Origin of the sequence: Enterococcus gilvus ATCC BAA-350, assembly GCF_000407545.1 — a bacterium.
Taxonomy (GTDB): Bacteria; Bacillota; Bacilli; order Lactobacillales; family Enterococcaceae; genus Enterococcus_A; species Enterococcus_A gilvus.
In genome coordinates this window covers 2,486,133-2,504,071 of record NZ_ASWH01000001.1, presented here as the reverse complement: position 1 = coordinate 2,504,071, position 17,939 = coordinate 2,486,133, and the positions used below count along the sequence as shown (strand labels likewise).

Annotated in this window: 17 protein-coding genes; 6 read left to right on the top strand and 11 right to left on the bottom strand. The window is 42.3% G+C overall.

The genetic code is table 11. The features are described 5' to 3' along the window. Positions 1-33: 33 nt before the first annotated feature. Together I592_RS12475 and I592_RS12470 are read right to left on the bottom strand one after the other, a co-directional pair. The gene (locus tag I592_RS12475; RefSeq protein ID WP_010779843.1) at positions 34-1,776 is read right to left on the bottom strand and encodes an ABC1 kinase family protein; all 1,743 of its coding nucleotides are present in this window, start codon (positions 1,774-1,776) and stop codon (positions 34-36) included. Positions 1,777-1,890: 114 nt separating this feature from the next. After that, positions 1,891-2,352, bottom strand: coding sequence for a DUF441 domain-containing protein (locus I592_RS12470; RefSeq protein WP_010779844.1), 462 nt, complete (start codon positions 2,350-2,352; stop codon positions 1,891-1,893). Positions 2,353-2,529: 177 nt separating this feature from the next. Between I592_RS12470 and I592_RS12465 the strand changes: the two genes are divergently transcribed. Both I592_RS12465 and I592_RS12460 read left to right on the top strand, forming a co-directional pair. Next, on the top strand, positions 2,530-3,480 hold the full coding sequence (locus I592_RS12465) for an aromatic acid exporter family protein (RefSeq protein WP_010779845.1): 951 nt from the start codon (positions 2,530-2,532) through the stop codon (positions 3,478-3,480). An 86-nt stretch (positions 3,481-3,566) separates the two neighbouring features. Next, entirely contained in the window at positions 3,567-4,382 is an 816-nt protein-coding gene (locus I592_RS12460) for a DUF4097 family beta strand repeat-containing protein (protein WP_010779846.1), read from the top strand. 115 nt (positions 4,383-4,497) lie between these two features. Here the strand turns inward: I592_RS12460 and I592_RS12455 are convergent, their stop codons facing one another. Next, a complete protein-coding gene (locus I592_RS12455) occupies positions 4,498-5,187 on the bottom strand; it encodes a YoaK family protein (RefSeq protein WP_010779847.1) in 690 nt (229 codons plus the stop codon). Between the two features lie 472 nt (positions 5,188-5,659). Here I592_RS12455 and I592_RS12450 point away from each other — a divergent pair, with 472 nt between their 5' ends. Together I592_RS12450 and I592_RS12445 are read left to right on the top strand one after the other, a co-directional pair. Continuing rightward, a complete protein-coding gene (locus tag I592_RS12450; RefSeq protein WP_010779848.1) occupies positions 5,660-6,415 on the top strand; it encodes an AzlC family ABC transporter permease in 756 nt (251 codons plus the stop codon). Then, positions 6,408-6,725: an AzlD domain-containing protein gene (locus I592_RS12445; RefSeq protein WP_010779849.1), complete on the top strand. Its 318-nt coding sequence runs from the start codon at positions 6,408-6,410 to the stop codon at positions 6,723-6,725. Before I592_RS12450 ends, I592_RS12445 begins: the two co-directional genes overlap by 8 nt. A 38-nt stretch (positions 6,726-6,763) precedes the next feature. Here the strand turns inward: I592_RS12445 and I592_RS12440 are convergent, their stop codons facing one another. From I592_RS12440 to I592_RS12430, 3 genes are all read right to left on the bottom strand, one after another. Next, complete coding sequence (locus I592_RS12440) at positions 6,764-7,069, bottom strand: hypothetical protein (RefSeq protein ID WP_010779850.1); 306 nt, start codon at positions 7,067-7,069, stop codon at positions 6,764-6,766. 89 nt (positions 7,070-7,158) lie between these two features. Further along, complete coding sequence (locus I592_RS12435; protein WP_010779851.1) at positions 7,159-8,208, bottom strand: sensor histidine kinase; 1,050 nt, start codon at positions 8,206-8,208, stop codon at positions 7,159-7,161. Next, complete coding sequence (locus tag I592_RS12430; protein WP_010779852.1) at positions 8,205-8,879, bottom strand: response regulator transcription factor; 675 nt, start codon at positions 8,877-8,879, stop codon at positions 8,205-8,207. The genes I592_RS12435 and I592_RS12430 overlap by 4 nt, the downstream gene beginning before the upstream one ends. A gap of 129 nt (positions 8,880-9,008) precedes the next feature. On the opposite strand from I592_RS12430, the gene I592_RS12425 reads away from it, so the two are divergent. Continuing rightward, on the top strand, positions 9,009-11,357 hold the full coding sequence (locus tag I592_RS12425; protein WP_010779853.1) for an ABC transporter ATP-binding protein/permease: 2,349 nt from the start codon (positions 9,009-9,011) through the stop codon (positions 11,355-11,357). A gap of 43 nt (positions 11,358-11,400) precedes the next feature. Here the strand turns inward: I592_RS12425 and I592_RS12420 are convergent, their stop codons facing one another. Next, on the bottom strand, positions 11,401-12,594 hold the full coding sequence (locus I592_RS12420; RefSeq protein ID WP_010779854.1) for a YdcF family protein: 1,194 nt from the start codon (positions 12,592-12,594) through the stop codon (positions 11,401-11,403). 142 nt (positions 12,595-12,736) lie between these two features. Here I592_RS12420 and I592_RS12415 point away from each other — a divergent pair, with 142 nt between their 5' ends. Then, positions 12,737-13,222, top strand: coding sequence for a GyrI-like domain-containing protein (locus I592_RS12415; protein WP_010779855.1), 486 nt, complete (start codon positions 12,737-12,739; stop codon positions 13,220-13,222). 30 nt (positions 13,223-13,252) lie between these two features. Here the strand turns inward: I592_RS12415 and I592_RS12410 are convergent, their stop codons facing one another. The 4 genes from I592_RS12410 to I592_RS12395 all read right to left on the bottom strand — a co-directional run bounded on the left by I592_RS12410 (position 13,253) and on the right by I592_RS12395 (position 17,817). After that, a complete protein-coding gene (locus I592_RS12410) occupies positions 13,253-14,545 on the bottom strand; it encodes a serine hydrolase (protein WP_010779856.1) in 1,293 nt (430 codons plus the stop codon). A 142-nt stretch (positions 14,546-14,687) separates the two neighbouring features. After that, positions 14,688-15,482, bottom strand: coding sequence for a TPM domain-containing protein (locus I592_RS12405; RefSeq protein WP_010779857.1), 795 nt, complete (start codon positions 15,480-15,482; stop codon positions 14,688-14,690). Continuing rightward, a complete protein-coding gene (locus tag I592_RS12400) occupies positions 15,479-16,549 on the bottom strand; it encodes a TFIIB-type zinc ribbon-containing protein (RefSeq protein ID WP_010779858.1) in 1,071 nt (356 codons plus the stop codon). The genes I592_RS12405 and I592_RS12400 overlap by 4 nt, the downstream gene beginning before the upstream one ends. Before the next feature lie 29 nt (positions 16,550-16,578). Beyond that, on the bottom strand, positions 16,579-17,817 hold the full coding sequence (locus tag I592_RS12395) for an SPFH domain-containing protein (protein ID WP_010779859.1): 1,239 nt from the start codon (positions 17,815-17,817) through the stop codon (positions 16,579-16,581). Positions 17,818-17,939 lie beyond the last annotated feature (122 nt).

Sequence of the window (17,939 nt, the reverse complement as noted above, 5' to 3'; positions counted from 1 at the left end):
ACAAGAATTCTGCCCACTTCTTAAAGGATTTATTTAGCGTTCTTTCCATTTTCGATAACGGCGATACAAACTTTCAATAACTAAAAACAGGATCGACAGGGCCGCCACAGAGTACCCAAAAATCCCCAGATCGGAAATCAGCGTGTCGCCTCCAGAAGAGGTCTGAACAAGAATGGATGAACCGATGACCAATGCAGAAAGGATCAAACCGATCACGAGGCGATTGACCATCGCTTCGGCTCGTTCTAATAGGTTACGCTGATTTTTTAGCTCAAGATTCAGCTTTCCTTTTCCTTTGGCCAACGTATCAATCGCAGTCAACGCATGACTAGGAAGCTTGGGCAAGGCTTTTAATGAGGACAAATAATCTAGAACCGTTTCTTGCAGTTCATCTTTCAGGTCCAATTGTTGAATGAAATATTTTTGGGCGAAAGGAGCGACGACTTCAAATAGAGATAAATCAGGGTTGAGGTCTTCGATCACGCCTTCGAGGGTACCGAAGGCTTTGATCAACATCGTCACGGAATCATCGATTTGAAGGTTGTTGTCGTGACAAATGATGACGACTTGCGAGAAGACTTTTTGCAGATCGATCTCTTTCACAGGCAAATTCAGGTAGCGGTTCAGAAAGTCATCCAGCTCATAGGTGAACTTTTCCTCATCAAAAGGCCCGACTTGTTTGCAGATCGCATGGACAGCATTTGTGATTCGCTGATTGTCCTTGCTGTAGATGGCGATGATCGTATTGCTCATCTTCGCTTGCATCTCGCGATTGATCGTTCCCATCATCCCAAAATCGATCACATTCAAGCGGAAGGGCCGAAGTTTTTCATTTCTTGTAAATTGGATCTCATAGGGGGTGCGACCGACCGTTCCTTGATGCTTTCTCGTCTTTAGCTGCTGGTCCTTTTGATTTTCTTCCTTGCTCATCACCTGCAACAAAAGGTTGCCTGGATGAGGGTCGGCATGGAAGAACCCATCCTCAAAGACTTCTTTCATAAAGTGTTCGATCAATAATTCACTGACAGTCTTTTTTAATTCCTTATAGGTCAGTTCCTCTTGTACGATTTTTTCGTCTTCCGCATTGATCAGTTCTCGTAAATTCGTGCCGGGCATCATTTCCATTACGATGATTTTTTTTGTGGAATAAGCAGGTTCCATTTTTGGCACTCGAATTTCTTTCCAGCCATTATTCAACTGATAGAATTCTTCCGCCAACTTTCGTTCCTTTTGAAAGTCCAGTTCATTTTGCAGGGAGCCGCGAATTTCCCTTAAAATACTTTTCAAGTCGATCACTTTGCTTTCGGGGACCCAGTTAGCGATCGGTATGGCTTTTTCAAAGAGGGACAGATCCAATTCGATCTCAGAAGCGATTCCAGGATGCTGGACCTTTACAACGACTTTTTGTCCGTTTTTCAAAGAAGCATGATGGGCTTGGGCAATAGAAGCAGAAGCGAAGGGGCGTTCATCAAACTGTTCAAAGATTTCCGTCAGCGGAAGGGCGAGCTCTTTTTCGACAAGCGCCTTTACTAAATCAAAATCATCCGTTTTTACACCGTCTTGCAGCTTCCGCAGCTCTTTCGTGAAATCCAGCGTAAAAATATCCGTCCGAACAGACATCATTTGACCAACCTTGATAAACGTTGGCCCCAATTCCTCAAAGGCTTTACGCACCTCTTCGGGATTCTTTTGCTGGGTAATATTTTTGACCACACTATAGCGATTGATGATTTTTACGATTTGGCGCAATCGTGCAGCTCTAGATTTTTCTCTCAATGCGGGCACCCCCTCTGATCAGCAGTGTATAAATCTATTAATCCTATCTTACAAGAGATGTTTCGGATATACAAATACCCCCTGAATCTCCGAAGATAGTCAGGGGGAGGGCAGTCAATGATTTGTGACGACTTGGATCAGTTGCATGATGCAATAGGTAATACCCGCAGCGATAACAGGCCCTGCAGCGATTCCCTTTAGGAATACGACGCCCATGATCGTGCCGAAAACTAAGGCAACTGTCACTTCAGGGGACTGGTTGATCAACCCGACACCTTTTGAAGAAAGGACAGCCACCAAAACACCGCAGATCGTCGCGATCCAGCCTAAAGGGGATTTTAGGGTGTTGAGCAGATCTTTTAAAACGATATCTCCCGTCGCAATCGGCACTAAGATCGTTGCGGAAATTAATGTGACCCCCCAGTTAATTCCTTGCTTATTTAAAATGGATAAGAATTTTTCTGAGTGAGGGATTCCTTTTAAAACTAAAATCGCAAGAGTCGCAACCACTAAACTTTGATTTTTCGCAACAACTGCAATCAATAAAATGACACCTAAAAATAGCCAGCTTTCCATAGTTCCACTCCTTATCTGAGGTATTTTCTTTAGAAGTAGCCAAAGCGATTTTTACATCGTATTTACTATACAAGATAATCAATGAACTTGCGACTTTTTTCCGAAGCCACTTTAGTGTAAGCTTAATTTACGAACCGATTCGATCGTTCATAATGAAAGTACAGTTAGGAGCAGCAGATGAAAATAGGGTTACGTACCATCAAAACAGCAGTGGCGGCTCCCGTTGCGCTGTTATTAGCAACAGGAATAAATCTTGAGTCCGCGTCTTCGGCGGCGATCATAACTATCTTGACCGTTACGAATACCAAGCGATCTACCGCAAAAACCGCGTTGAATCGCTTATTTTCTTTGACGCTTGCCACAGCGATCGCTGCTGCTTGTTTTTTGATTTTAGGATTTCATCCGATTACTTTTGGCTTATATCTGTTGGTATTTATTCCGCTGTCGATCCGCTTAGGGTTGTCAGAAGGCATAGCGGTCAGCTCCGTGTTGATCACCCATTACCTTGCAGCGGGGGAAATGCCTGTCAGTCTGATCATCAATGAATACTTGCTGATGATCATCGGCGTCAGCTGCGCGCTGGCTGCAAATCTCTACATGCCCAATACAGAGAAAAAAATCCAGGAAGACCAGGTTGTGGTGGAAGTATCGCTGAAGCGGATGCTGGAGAAGATGTCCGCGTACCTCAATCAGCCAGCAAAAGAAGAACTGCTGCGGCAAGAGTGTTTGTCGCTGCGAGGGTTTGTTCGTCAGGCACAAGAGCGTGCGCAAGAATTTGAAGAAAATCACTTTTTTTCTGGAAACAGCTATTATTTTGAGTATTTTGCCATGCGGCGACTTCAATTAAAGGTTCTCTCAGATATGCTGCAAATCTTGAATCGATTGGATGCGGCAGCAGAAGACGTCCAGGAGCTGCGGGAGTTGTTCGAGTTTACTGCCCAGACGCTGGCTGAAGACAATGACGGTGCAGCGATCCTAGAAAAAATCGATGAAGCAGATCAACGTTACCAGCAAAAGAAATTACCGGAGAGCCGCCAAGCCTTTGAAGAACGGGCGATGCTTTTTCAGCTTTTTCAATTGTTCCAAGATTTCATCGAGATCAAAGCAGGGTTTTATCGAAACAAATAAAAGAAGAATCAGTCTTTTGTCCCATGTAAACGAATGGGAAATTCTTTATCATGAGGATAAGAAAGCACAAGTGAGGGGTATAAAAAATGAAAAAGATCATTATCGGGTTGATTTTGGTGGGTGCAGCTTTAGTAAGTATCAGTAGTATGTTTTATCATAATCGTATGAGTACTGAGGATTTCACGACGACGAAGACGGTCAAACAGTTGAATGTAGAGGATCGCAGTATGCCGATTACTGTTGTTGGTGTGTCTGGAAATCAAACGAAAATAAACTACACGAACAGCAGAGGGGTCAAGTACAAAATAAAAGAGAGCAATGGCGCATTGGATGTCGAACGAAGAAAAACGATCGGCATCAATTTTAGTATCTTTAACTTTGGTGAGCGCAATTCAAAGATGACTATCGAAGTTCCGAAAAATCAATTGAAAGAACTGGAGATTGAAACATCAAACGCGGGGATTTCAGCTGAAAATCTGGATCTCCACACGCTGGATATGGAAACTACTAACGGCAAGGTGTCGCTCTCTGAAATCGATGCTCGCTCTGCGGATGTTGAGACAAATAACGGAAAATTAGAACTGAAGAGAATGAATTTCAACGAAGGATCTTTTGAAACAAGCAACAGCAAAATAGTTCTTGAAGAGCTGAAGTTTGATGAAGGAGAGTTCCAAACGTCTAATGGAAAGGTCGATCTGAAGGAATTAGCCCCCGCTAAGTCACTGGATATTCAAACCAGCAACGCAAGAGTAGAAGGGACGGTAGTTGGGAAAAAAGAAGACTTTTCAATTATTTCTAAAACGAGCAATGCTTCAACTAATCTAGACAATCGAGACAGCGGATCGAAAGAACTAGAGGTCAGAACCAGTAACGGAGAGATCGAGGTTGATTTTGTCAGGTAATAGCTTTGAAAAAGTGACGTGTGTGGTTTATTAGCCCAACGGGACACGTTGCTATAACCGCTGACTAAGCAGGAAAAAAGGAGTATGACTTCGTCGTCATACTCCTTTTGGCTGTTTATTTTTTTTGCATGATGTTCGTGTCTCTTTGGAAGCGCCAAACCATGAGGGTCTCGGATATCGCTAAATATAGAAATAGTCCGGCGATGATCAAAACGGCATTTGTCCCAAAGGTGCGGTATGAAAAGACGGAAACGATCGCTCCGGTGATAAATGCTGTGACCACTAGAAGAAAATGGATGAACCGCGTCTTGGCACCTTGATCCTTCGTACTCAGATAATCATAAAGATTGGTTGCGACTCCTTTTAGATTCCCTGTAGTAAATAAATTTGTATAAGTAAGGCCATTGATTTTATCAAAAGAGATCCATTGGATTGCAGCGGTAAATGCGATCATAACAGTGATCACTGCTGGATGCGGCTGCAAGAAGGACAAGCTGATGACGAAAAATACCAGTGCTTCAAAATACAGCAAGAACAATCGCCAGAAATGAAGTTCTCTTCTTCTAAAATAATCAATCATAAATTTAGCCAAAAGGATACCAATAAAAAAGAATAGGGTGGAAAGCAGTTTTTTCCCAACCATGTTCCATTGTCGTTCATACGCCTGAATAATCGCCAAAATTAAATTCCCTGTCTGAGCAGAGGCGAACGCTTCGTATCGGATATAGGTGTAACTATCAACCATACCGCCAATAAAAGTCAGCAGCAAGCCCACAGAACGATTCTCATGAAAACTATTATTCATCTACTATTCAACTCTTTTCGCTGACTATCTTACCACATTTTTTCAGAAAATCGTTAATCATCTTTCGTCGCTGCGTTAGATAGCTGAGAAACTGCTCCGTTGAAGATTAGTGGGTCTTGTGGGAAATCTAGCGTAGTGGTAAGCGAGATTTCTCGAATAAAGGAAAAGAAAGGCCTGATACACAGAAATAGCTGAAAACCTACATGAAGTTTTCATAAGAAAATTTTAAAACTTTCCTCTTTTTATCTAGTAAAAGCAGATGATTTCATTTTTTTAAAATGAATAATTCGGTCTAAGGTTTGTTTTTCAAAAAAAGACAGTGGAATGAACTGAAGACAGCGGGTTTTTACGAATAATTGAAGGAAATAACCGATAGGAGTAAGATGGTCATGGAGTGCTATCTTTTTCGATAGAATATGTTAGAATGAAAATGCTTTTTATCTGTGAACATGAGGGGAATTGAGAACATACCATGCCTGTAAAAAAAAGGACACCATGGTTAGAGGCGTTATACGCGGCGATGCCGCTTTGTTTTAGTTACATTCCTGTTGGCTTAGCTTGCGGAATGCTTCTGCAAAAAGCGGGATTTAACATCTTTTTAACGGCCTTGCTTTCGATGCTTGTTTTTTCAGGAGGCGCACAATTTTTAGTCGTCTCTATGATCAGTGTACACGCATCATTTGTGTCCACCATCTTAATGGTTTTCTTCTTGGAACTGCGCTATGCGTTATTGGGTTCCAGTTTATCGCAATTTTTTAAAAAAGAAAAAAGATCCTTTATTGCACTGTTCTCACAGTCAATGAATGATGAAAATTATGCAGTCAACTATTTAAAATATTCGACCGATCCAGAGTGGAATCGTAAGAAAGCGTTATACGTCAATTGGTTTTCGATGGCTTCTTGGACAGCCAGTACAGTGGTGGGAACGATTTTTGGTTCCGTGATCCATGTAGATACCGAATTGGTTCATTTTGCTTTGACGGCAATGTTCATCTTTATGTTCATGATGCAGTTGAGCAATGGTCTTCTATTGGCTACCGGGTTGTTGTCCGGCGGATTAGCTGTTGTTTTCATGCTGGTATTCAAAAATACGTTTGGCCTGATCTTGGCTACGTTGTTAGCTTCCTTTACGGGTTACTTGATCGAGCGTATTCGAAAGACAGCCAACACGAACAATGACGGACCGGATCATTACGATCTGACGGGCGGGGAGGTTCATCATGAGTAATACTTCTTTATTACTATTGATCCTTTGTCTGTTTGGCGCTTCTTACCTACCCAGACTTTTTCCGATGCTGTATTTTTCGCAGCGTCAAGTTCCGCAATGGTTCAGTGATTGGATGAAATATGTACCGATCTCATTGTTTGCGGCTTTGGTATTTAAGGACGTATTTATCAGCAATAACCAGTTCGAATTGATCGGCAACGTGCGGATAATCGCGATGTTCTTGGTTGCTGGTGTCGCGTATAAGACGCGTTCAATGGCAATCTCAGTGATTACCGGATTAGCCGCGGTTTTTTTACTTTCAATGATGTAAGCAAGAGGGACATTTCCGAATGGAAATGTCCCTCTTTTTTAATTTTGATATTCGGCAATGGGCCGATACGTTAGAATCTGCATTTTACGATAAAATTCAGAGGGGAGATTTTTCCATGATTGCAATAAATTACGGAAAAAGCCGCCGTCTGCATTGATGATATACTCGTTCAATAAAAGACCAAATGATTTCTTCGGCTGTTCTTTGACTAATTTTTCATAGAACGCGGTAGCTTGTTCTTGATTATCAGCGACAAAAAGTGTGTTGACTTCTACATACGCGCCTTCGATATTCTGCGTTTCTTCAACAAAGTACACGGATTTAGTAACTTTTTGCTTCTTCATCTTGTCAGTCATCCTTTCTTTGAGCTACTCATAGCTTACAAAAGAAATATTAACTAAAGATGAATGAATCGGTTCTTTCCTTCAATTAATTATGAATTTTTTAAGTCGTTTGGCAAAAATAGTTTAAAGTTGCTGCCTTTGTTCGGGGAACTGTTGACTTTGATCGTTCCATGATGTAGTTCAATGATTTGTTTTGCAAGCGCCAGGCCGAGGCCGTTTCCCTTCGTCTTGCGGCTGGTATCGCTTTGGTAGAACTTGTCGAAGATGCGGTCCGCAACGTCTTCAGTCATGCCGATCCCTTCATCACGGATAGTGATCGTTTGACCGTCAGACTCATTTGTCAGGTGGACATGGATCTTGCTGTTTCTAGGGCTGTATTTGATGGCATTGTCCATTAGATTTAGCCAGACTTGATAAAGAAATTCTTCGTTGCCTTCATAATCCGTACGGGGAAGGTCTAAATCGAGTGTCAAATTGAGCTGCTCCCATTTTGGCTGCAAGAATAGAATCACTTCGCGGATTTGCTCATCTAGACGAAACGTTTGAAAGTCCAAGCCTAGTCCTTGATTCTCTAATTTGCTCAACTTCAAAACATTGTCAGTCAGGTGAGTCAATTGTTGCGTGCCGTCCAGCATTCGTTCTAAATAATTTTTTCGTTCTTCTATTGTTAAGGTGTTTTTTTGAAGCAACTGGACATAGCCTTTGATCGTAGCGATAGGTGTTTTAAATTCATGGGACACTGTTGAAACGAAATCATTTCTCAGCGTCTCAATACTGCTCAACTCCTTCACCATGACATTGAAATCATGATAAAGCTCCCGCACATCTTCCACATGCTGCTTTTCTTCTAACTGGACATCGAAATCGCCTTGAGAGACATTGCTCATCGCTTGGCGAAGGTCTCCGATCGGCTGAAGAATTCGTTTGCCAACAAAAAATGAGAGGGCAGCACCAATGACCAAACTTAAAAAGATGATGAAATAAAAGGAAAATAAATGCCCTTCTCGTTCAGGTGCCAATAATTGAAAGTGATTGATCATGACAAGCAGGCCGACGAAGACAGCTAACACAACGACCATCAATAAAAAAGTGATGGCAGCGAAATACATCCATAACTGGGGGAATAGTTTTTTTCTCATGAATGGATGACCACCTTATAGCCCAAGCCGCGAATGGTCTCGATCGAAAAATCAGGATTGTTTTCCAGTCGTGTTCGCAAGCGTTTGATATGGACATCGATGGTGCGCTCGTCCGTGTCGGAGTCTAGTCCCCAGATCTCATCCATCAATTGTTGGCGAGTAAAAATTTTATTTGGATAGGCCAGCAATTTATACAGCAGCAAAAATTCTTTTTGCGGCAGGGTTTCTGTTTGATGGGAAGTTTTGATTTGATAGGTTTCTTGATCCAATCGTGTATTCCCTACGATCAATTCTTTTGTGTGGACGATTTGCGCCCGGCGCAGCAGCGCGTCGACACGCAGCAGCATTTCGTTCACGTCGATGGGCTTCACCATGTAATCATCTACGCCGATCGTGAATCCACGTTTTTTATCTTCGAAAGAATCCTTGGCAGTAATAAATAAAATAGGGAGATCATAGCCTGCATCCCTCAAGCTTTCAGCCAATTCATACCCATCCATGTCAGGCATCATAATGTCGCTGATAATCAGGTCAATAAACTGTTTATCTAAAATAGCTAAAGCCTCGATGCCGTTCATCGCTCGGAAGACTTCGAAGCGTTCGTTTTTTAAAGCAGATTGATAAAGGATTGATAAGTTTTCATCATCTTCAACAATAAGTATTCGATTCATTTGCGTTGGCCTCCTTTTTGCTTAATAATAGTAGCAAATCACTGTGAACCTACTATGAATTTTTGTTCATTTTGAGTTAATAATGCCATGGTATCTTGGCAAAGTAAACTAAGAGAAAAGGGTGACACAATGTTAGAATTAAAAGATATAAAAAAATATTACCATGTGGGAGATACGACGACCAAAGCATTAGATGGTGTATCTGTCGCATTTCGTCGACAAGAATTTGTTGCTATTTTAGGTGCCAGCGGTTCTGGGAAAACAACGATGCTGAATGTGATCGGCGGATTGGACAACTATGATTCCGGGGATATGGTGATCGATGGCACATCTACGAAGACGTTTAAAGACGCCGATTGGGATGCCTATCGAAACAATTCTATCGGATTTGTTTTTCAAAGCTACAACTTGATCAGTCATTTAGGGATCATTGACAATGTCGAACTTGGGATGACCTTGAGCGGTGTATCGAAGGAAGAAAAGCAACAACGTGCTGAGGATGCACTTACGCGAGTTGGCTTAGCAGAGCATATGCATAAGAAGCCCAACCAGTTATCCGGCGGACAAATGCAGCGAGTAGCGATTGCTCGTGCCTTGGCAAATGATCCTGACATCTTACTCTGTGATGAGCCAACAGGGGCTTTGGACACAGAGACCAGTGTTCAGATCATGAATTTGATCCAAGAGCTGTCGAAGGAAAAATTAGTCATCATGGTGACTCATAACCCAGAATTAGCCACTAAGTATGCCGACCGTACGATTAAATTCTCAGACGGCCGTATCATGGATGATTCCCACCCACATATCGAAGGAAAAAAGGGCGAGGAATTTGAATTAAAACGGACAAAGATGAAATTCGTAACAGCGTTGAAACTTTCCTTTAACAACTTGAAGACTAAAAAGGGACGGACCTTCTTAACAGCCTTTGCCTCAAGTATCGGGATCATCAGTATCGGGATCGTTCTCTCCTTATCAAGCGGATTCCAAAAGCAAATCGACAGCACACAAGCAGAGACGATGGCGAAATACCCGATTACGATTTCTAAAACCACGACCGATCAAACGACCAATCGAAACCAGGCGTTAGGGTCAGACAAAGCGAGTGGTTCAAGTAAGGGAAATGAAAACAATATCGTTGCCAAAATCAGTGACGAAGATCGCGCACAGCATACAAATAACATCAATCAAGAGTACGTGGATTATATCAACAATATTGATCCCAAGTTGAGCAACAACATCGGTTTTACACGCGTAGTGGGGATGAACCTGTTGCGTGACGTGAACGGCGATGTGAAGCCGGTTAAATTATCCAATGAAGCGCCAGACAGCGGCCCTTCTATGATGAGTGCAATGTCCAGCATGACTGGGATGGGCGTCTCTTCATTCCCAACACAGTTAGACAAAAGTTCAGGGAATTTCTTAGAAGATAATTACAAATTATTATCTGGTGCATATCCAAAGGCTACGACAGACGTGGTATTGATCGTAGACGCGAACAATAGTACCAACATCAATTCCTTGAAAAATCTCGGATTCGATGTCAAAGACGGTGAAAAGATCGACTTCGACAAAATCGTCGGAACGGAATTTAAACTGATCAACAACAATGAATATTATTCGAAAGTACCTACAGGAAACTTTATTCCAAATAATGACTATCAAGCCATGTATAACAACGCAAACAACGATACTTTAAAAATCTCAGGGATTTTACGTGTAAAACAATCTTCCACGATGAATCTTTTAGCACCAGGCATCGCCTACAGCAACGAGTTGACATCAAAAATTGTAAAAGACAATGAGAACTCTGAGATTGTTCAAGCGCAAAAGGATACAAATACGAATGTGATGACCAATGAAGCCTTGGATGATACGACGAAGGAAAGCACGATCGCTTATTTAGGCGGAAATAGTATTCCAAACAGTATCATGATCTATCCGAATAATTACAAAGACAAAGAACAGATTTTAAGTTATTTAGATGATTACAACAAAGGAAAGAAAAAAGAAGACAAGATCATTTACACAGACTTAGCTGGTACGATGACTGAGTTGACTGGTGGCCTGATGGATGCGATCACCTATGTATTAGTCGCATTTGCTGGGATCTCATTAGTAACAAGTATGATCATGATCGGTATCATTACCTACACTTCTGTAATTGAACGGACAAAAGAAATTGGTGTCTTGAAAGCTTTAGGGGCTAGAAAAAGAGATATCACACGCGTATTCGATGCAGAAACATGTATCTTAGGGATCGCCTCGGGAACATTAGGTGTGCTCATTGCATACCTCGCGACCTTCCCAATCAATGCGATTTTGTACAACATGACTGAATTAAAGGATGTCGCACAATTGAATCCTGTCCATGGCGTAATTTTGATTGTTGTTTCAACTGTACTGACAATGATCGGTGGACATATTCCAGCAAGAATGGCAGCGAAAAAAGACGCTGCGATCGCTTTACGAGCAGATTAAAAAAAGAAGGAATACCCGCATGTGGGGTATTCCTTCTTTTTGCTTAAATTATAAAAAAGTAATTGAATATCGCTAAAGCGATGCAGCTTAAAGCAATGGTTCCGCAAACAATCAAATGCAGGCGTTTATTCATAACAGCGACTGCTATAAATTCTCTTAAGAAAGCATTCGGCAAATAATAGCGGGCTGTTTTTGACCCTATACCGTCAATGTTTAAACCAACGTCTTCTGCGTACATGCCTGCTCTGAAGATGTGATAGTTATTTGAAACGAAGATCGCATGGTAGCCGGAAGGTTTCTCACGATCCATGATTTCTTTACTGAACCGCATGTTTTCAAGTGTGTTCGTCGATTGTGCTTCCATGAGGATATCCTCGTCAGGAATGCCTTGTTCCAGGGCATATTCTCTCATTGCTTGCGACTCAGGAACTTTTTCATCGTGTCCTTGACCGCCAGACATCAAGAGCTGAGGCGGAGATAACGTTTCTTTGCTTTGTTCGTGATAAAACTGAATGGCGCGGTTGATTCGATTGGCTAAGAGAGGTGTTACTTTTTCTCCATTGATCAATCCAGCACCCAATACGATCAGGTAGTCTTGGTTGTATTTTGGCTGGTTAAATTGATAAAGAAGAGAGATCGACAGGAAATTCCAAAAGACAACGAAAAAATAAAAGGCGATCGTTGTTGGAATGGCTAATAAAATCACAGACCAATTCGGTAAGATTCGAGGGCCAACCGTCTGTAAAAGAATCAAAGCAATGATCGCCAAGCCTAATATCAAGGTTAACAAGTTGGGCAGCTTGCGAGATTCGTGACGCAAGACGACGAAGCTGTTGCCGATCAGGAAAATGATTGCTGCGTATAATCCAAAGGCTACGGCAAATAAAAACAATACTGCCAAAATACCCAAGATTCCAGCGCCGATCAATGAACTGGAGGTGATAGTCATAAGGGTTACATACCCCATGAAGCTGATCAATGTCAGATTCAGCAGCCAGCCATTTCGTAACCGGCTTTTTTCTTTGAAATAAAAATAGCAAAAGAATAAAAGAAAAAATAGCGGAATCAAAATAAAAAAGCTTTTATTTTGAATCTCCAATATGCAAAAATATAAGACCAGAAAAATCCCTGTCCAACGTGAAAAATAGTGGAATTTTTTCCCCTTAAAGCGAATCATCAAACCCATTAAAACGATAAAATAAATTGCCATAGCAATTAAATCTCGTTGTATATTCATCCCATCACTTCTTTCATTTTTTTCGATTAATGATTGATGCCATGACCAAGTATATCAAAGAAAAGCAAAAATGCGCAGTGAAGAACTATTAGTTGGTTTTCTTGGAGAAGATTAGTAGAATTGAGGTAAAGGAGTGCTGCAGATGGAAATTGAAGGTGTGACTCGTGTAGATTTGCCAACACTTTTTGTAGTTGGCAAGGAAGGCCGAGGATTAGCTGAGGAAGGTCCTTCGTGGGTCCCTTTATTGTGGGATCAAATGAATACCCATTTTGACGAGGTCGTTGAACTTCTGGCAGGTCAAGAAATGAAAGAACTGCAATTATGGGGGCTGATGAGCGACGGCGAGCAGTGGTTAGAACCGTGGCAAAAAGAGGGACGCTATCTGGCAGGGATCCAAGTACCTAAAGAGGCAGAAGCGCCTGAAGGATGGGTACGCTGGGAATTGCCGCCAATGAGTTACCTCACGATCAAGGCGAGTGCTGAAAAAATTGAGGACGCGACGAATTTGATGCTGGGGGAAATCTTCCCTTTAGAGAAGCTAGAACTGGCTGGCGCGATCCATGAGCACTATTTGCCGCATTTTCCAGAGGGCGAAGTAGAATTATACTTTCCCTTCAAAGTAAAATAAAAGCTTTCGACTTCGGTCGAAAGCTTTTATTTATGCAAACAGATTTGTAATTCTCTGCCAGATCAATTCAAAAGCACTTGCTTTTTCTACTGCATTTTTCGTTACGAGATCGGTGGTTGCTCCTTCAGTTTTCTGGACATAGCCTAAGTTGTCTTGCGCTAACGAGACGCTGACCGTTCCGATCTTTTCATTTTTATGAACAGGAGCGATGATCGCATTGCTATCTAGTAAAGAGTGGTCCAAGGTCGTTTTGATCGTCAATTGTTTCGGGTCCATATCACTTCTTACCCACAGATTGACAGGTTTCTCCATGGCTAATGCAACGGATTTTTCTTTACCTTCCGTAACCTTCAAAGTCTTTTGATCACTCGGTGTTTGTCCAGCGACAGTCACATCCTGTTGACTCCAATTGTTCAAACAGTAATCCATTAATTTACCAGTCTCAACAAAACGTGCATTTTCGTCATTTGGCTGATCCAAGGCATTCAGGATCACAGTAATCACACGACGACCATCTTTTTGGATCGTCCCCACAAAGCAGGCACCAGCTAAATCAGTGGTTCCGGTTTTTAAACCATCAACGCCTTCTTTGTAATTTGGTCCCTCATACAGCATCACATTCCAGTTTTTCATGTCGTCTGGTTGAGAGGTGTTTGGGGCGAAGGTCTTTTCTTTGATTTTAGAAACTTCCAATACTTCAGGGAAGTCTTTTATCAAGTGCTGTGCCACGATGGCCACATCACGAGCAGACATCAGATTTTCATCATTTTCTTGGGTTCCGGGATATTTGTGTTCGCCTAAATACACATTGCTTAAACCGGAAGCATTGATGATTGTTGCGTCTTTGATCTCCCATTTTGTCAGTTGCTCCCGCATCTGATTCACAAATGTATGTTCATTGCCCGCAACCAGTTCGGCTAAAGCAACCGCGCTTGCGTTGGCGGATTGAACGATCATCGATTCAAAAAGATCCCTGACCGTGTACTTTTGTCCTCGAACGAGAGGGACGTTGGATAAATCAGGAACAGTGCTTAATTTCTCCGCATACTCTGAGATTGGGACTTCTTGCTCCCAAGAGATTTTTTGCTGTTTGATCGCCTCTAAAACGAGGTATGCCGATATCGTCTTAGTGATCGAAGCGATGCCTTTTGGCGTATCGCCATCTTGGTTAAAAAAAACTTTTCCTGAGTCCGCATCAATAGCATATCCCGCATTTGCATTGACAGAAAAATCATCTGCTGCTAGAGCGGTGATTCCTATGAGGCTTTGGAAAAAGAGAATCAGAGTAACCAAAACAAGGGGGAATCTTTTCTTTTTATTCATTGGTGGGCTCCTTTACTTCTATTAACCCTAAAAGTTTAGCAAAATAGGAGGGTGAATTCAAGAAAATACAACAAAACACCAGAGTTTTTCATTAGTTTTGAAATCTCTGGTGTTTGATGATAACATTTTTCGTTTTAATTGCTTAAAAACTTCGACCGCCGCCGCCAAATGTCCCGCCGCCACTGGAGTGGGTACTGCTGCCGCCACCGCCCCCACCGCCATTATTGGAAGGCTTCGGAATTCGACGAGTGGTGACAAAGGAGTTTACTAATTGATCTTGCCGTTCAGTCAAATTCAATTTAGCATGCTGACGGTAGGGATAGCGATACGTTCCAGTCTTTAATTGGTAACGTAAACGAACAGAGACGAAGAACGCGATCGCCGCCACTGCGGAAACGATGAAACCAATGGCAAATTCAATCGGTGTGATCGACTTGTAGCGTGTCACCTTGCCAGTCTCTTCGTCAATTCGATAGGAGCCGCCAGGAATACCGTCATCAACGAAATTTTTTGTATGAACGAAGTAGTTGTTCGCGGCTTCATAATATTCTTGATCTCTCATGGCATCTTCTACACTGTCTAAAATGGTATTTACGCGTTTGTCATTTAAATAGTCGATCATATTGCCTGAAGTCGACAAATGAATTTTTCGTTGATTCATGTCTAATAATAGAAGCGCCCCGTTGTTGTCTTTGCCTACACGATCCATTAACTGGAGGTCAGCGAACTCCTGTGGATCTTCGGTATTGGAATTCGTAGTTAAGACAAAGACTTCCCCTTTGATTTTTTGATTGATGGCGTCCGCCTGATTTGAAAGTTCGGTTCTTTCTTCTGGTGAGAACAAGTTTGCCTGATCATCAACAGTATTTGAAGCGGCAAAAACAGTCAAAGGGGTAAACAATGCCAGAAAGCCCATGATAAAAAGGAATTTTTTCATATGAAATACCCCACGATCATCGCAATGAGCAGCACAGCGGCAAATATTCCGCCGGAGAACAGTCCAAGTCGTTTGTTGCTGATAGGCAATATACCGCTGACTTTTCCAGTTTGTCCATTCATCGCGTAATAGTATGTTTTCTTTGAGGCATCCTGATACGTGACTAACCAAACAGGCAGGAGCATATAATGATTGTCCTGTTTTTCAACATCCACGGAGTGACTGCTGGCTGTGAATGTCGTGTAGCCAGAAACGGTATCCCGCAGCAAGTCTTCGGTATACTCGCCAAGCTCATGCTCGATCTGATCGGAAATATCTTTTATTTCGATATCCCGCTTTTCAGCTTGAAAACCCGACAAGTATTCGGTGTGAAAGTCTACCGCTTGATCAATGGGGAAGGGCTGAACTCCTTCTACCATTTTTTGCTGGATATTCTTCTTCAACGCATTTTTAGTCAAATGCTGGATCTTGGCTGTTCCCTTGCGGAAAATTTGGTAAATCTTTGTTTCTGTATACTCAAGATCTCCCACGATCCAAACACGCAGCGAGGTCCCTTTACCGGTCAAATTACCCGCTGTTTCCGCATCAACGACCCAATAAGGAAAGTAGACGCCGGTCATTTTCTCGATCTGCTCCTTGTTAAAGAAATCTTTTGGAATAAATCGCTTCTTTTGTGTCCAAGCCAAAAAGTCAGTAACGGCTTTTTCGCGGTCAATGGTGAAGGGCAAGACTTTATTCGGTAAAAATTCTCCTGTCAAACGTCCCGACAACACCACGGGGTTATGACAGAAATAGCAATAAGTTGCGGCGGTAGTGTGATCAGTGACAATCTGAGCGCCACAGCTAGGGCAAAGGAAGAGGTCCATATCTCCAGTATTCGCCTCTTCAATACTAGCCGTACTTGTTTGTCCATCAATCGTTTGAACACCTTCGTTGGCTTCAAACTTCTCAATATCTTCCACGGTAAAAATGCTTAAACAATAATCACAGTGAAATTTTTGATCACTTGGATTAAACGTCAAAGGACCGCCGCAGTTGGGACAATGATGCGTGATTACATCTGCCATTTTGCAGGTCCTCCTCTCGTAGTGATAAGTTAATCTAACGGAATGGCTTTAAAGGGTTTTCCGCAATGTGGACAGAACTTCACTACTCCGTTACTTAAATCAACGACCTCGCCGCATTCGCTGCACTTCATTTCAATTTTCGCCGCTGCTGCCGGTGCAGGTTTTGGTTCACCACAGTTGCTGCAGAACTTTCCAGTATTTTCTTGGCCGCATTTCGGACATGTCCATTGCTCGCCGTCAGCCGAATGTTGTTGGGACTGCTGATTTTGTTGGATTTGCTGATTGTTGCTTTGCGATGCCTGATTTAAGAAATCACCGCCGGCATTCATGCCCATACCCATTCCGAAGAAGCCAGTGGTTGCACCCGCATCATTTTTACCCGCTGCTTCCATTCCGCGGGCAACAGAACCTTGAACATAGCCCTCACGTACGCTTGGATCGCCAAGCATCGCGCCTTCATTGCGCATATTGATTAATTTTGTTGAGTCATCTGTGTAGGAGATGCTGGCAACAGCGACAGAAACGATTTCCATCCCCCGCAGTTCGTTCCAGCTGTCATCCAACGCATCCGACAAATACTTGCTTAGCTCCAAGCTTTTTGATGGTACATAAGAAATACGCTGTCCGTCTGCAGACATTTGATTGATCGACGCTTGCAGACCAGTTAGGAATTCTTGCAAGTATTGTTCATTGATGTCGCTGATATCGACTTGATCCATATTTCTCGGAATCGCATTCGCGAAAAATAAAATCGGGTCCGTCACTTTGATCGAGTACGTTCCGTGTGCGCGTAAAAACAATTCTGCATTGTAAAAATTATCAAAATAATTCAGCGGTGTACTGGTACCGAATTTGATCCCTTTGATTTCTTGCAGGTTAATATAGAAGACTTGCTGCCTCTGAGGGGTGACACCGCCAAATTTGAATCGACTGAAGGTCTCCGCAACGGCGTCTTTTAATGACCCGTTGAACATAGAAGGTGCAGAATTGTTTTCCACTGTGTAGTAGCCTTCTTCGGCAGTGTAATCAATGATTTTTCCGCCATCGACTAAAAGCATCATCATATTCGGATACACGTGAATAACAGAACCGTCCGTAATCACGTCTTTGGTTCCTTTTTTATTGCTGCCGCGTTTGTCGTCTTTGCGCACGGCAACGCCTTTCGTCATGACAGTCGTTTGACCCATGTCGGATGGTTCGATAATCTCTAGCCATTGATCGGCAAGACCGCCGCCGATCGAGCTGGTTGCTGCTTTAAATAGTCCCATGAATATCCCTCCATAAAAACGTTTTTTCTATTATACCACAGGGGTTTTTCGAAACAGAAAAGATCCAGATGCACAAATTAAAAGACACTAAACAATTACGGGAAACAATTGGTTTCTATAGT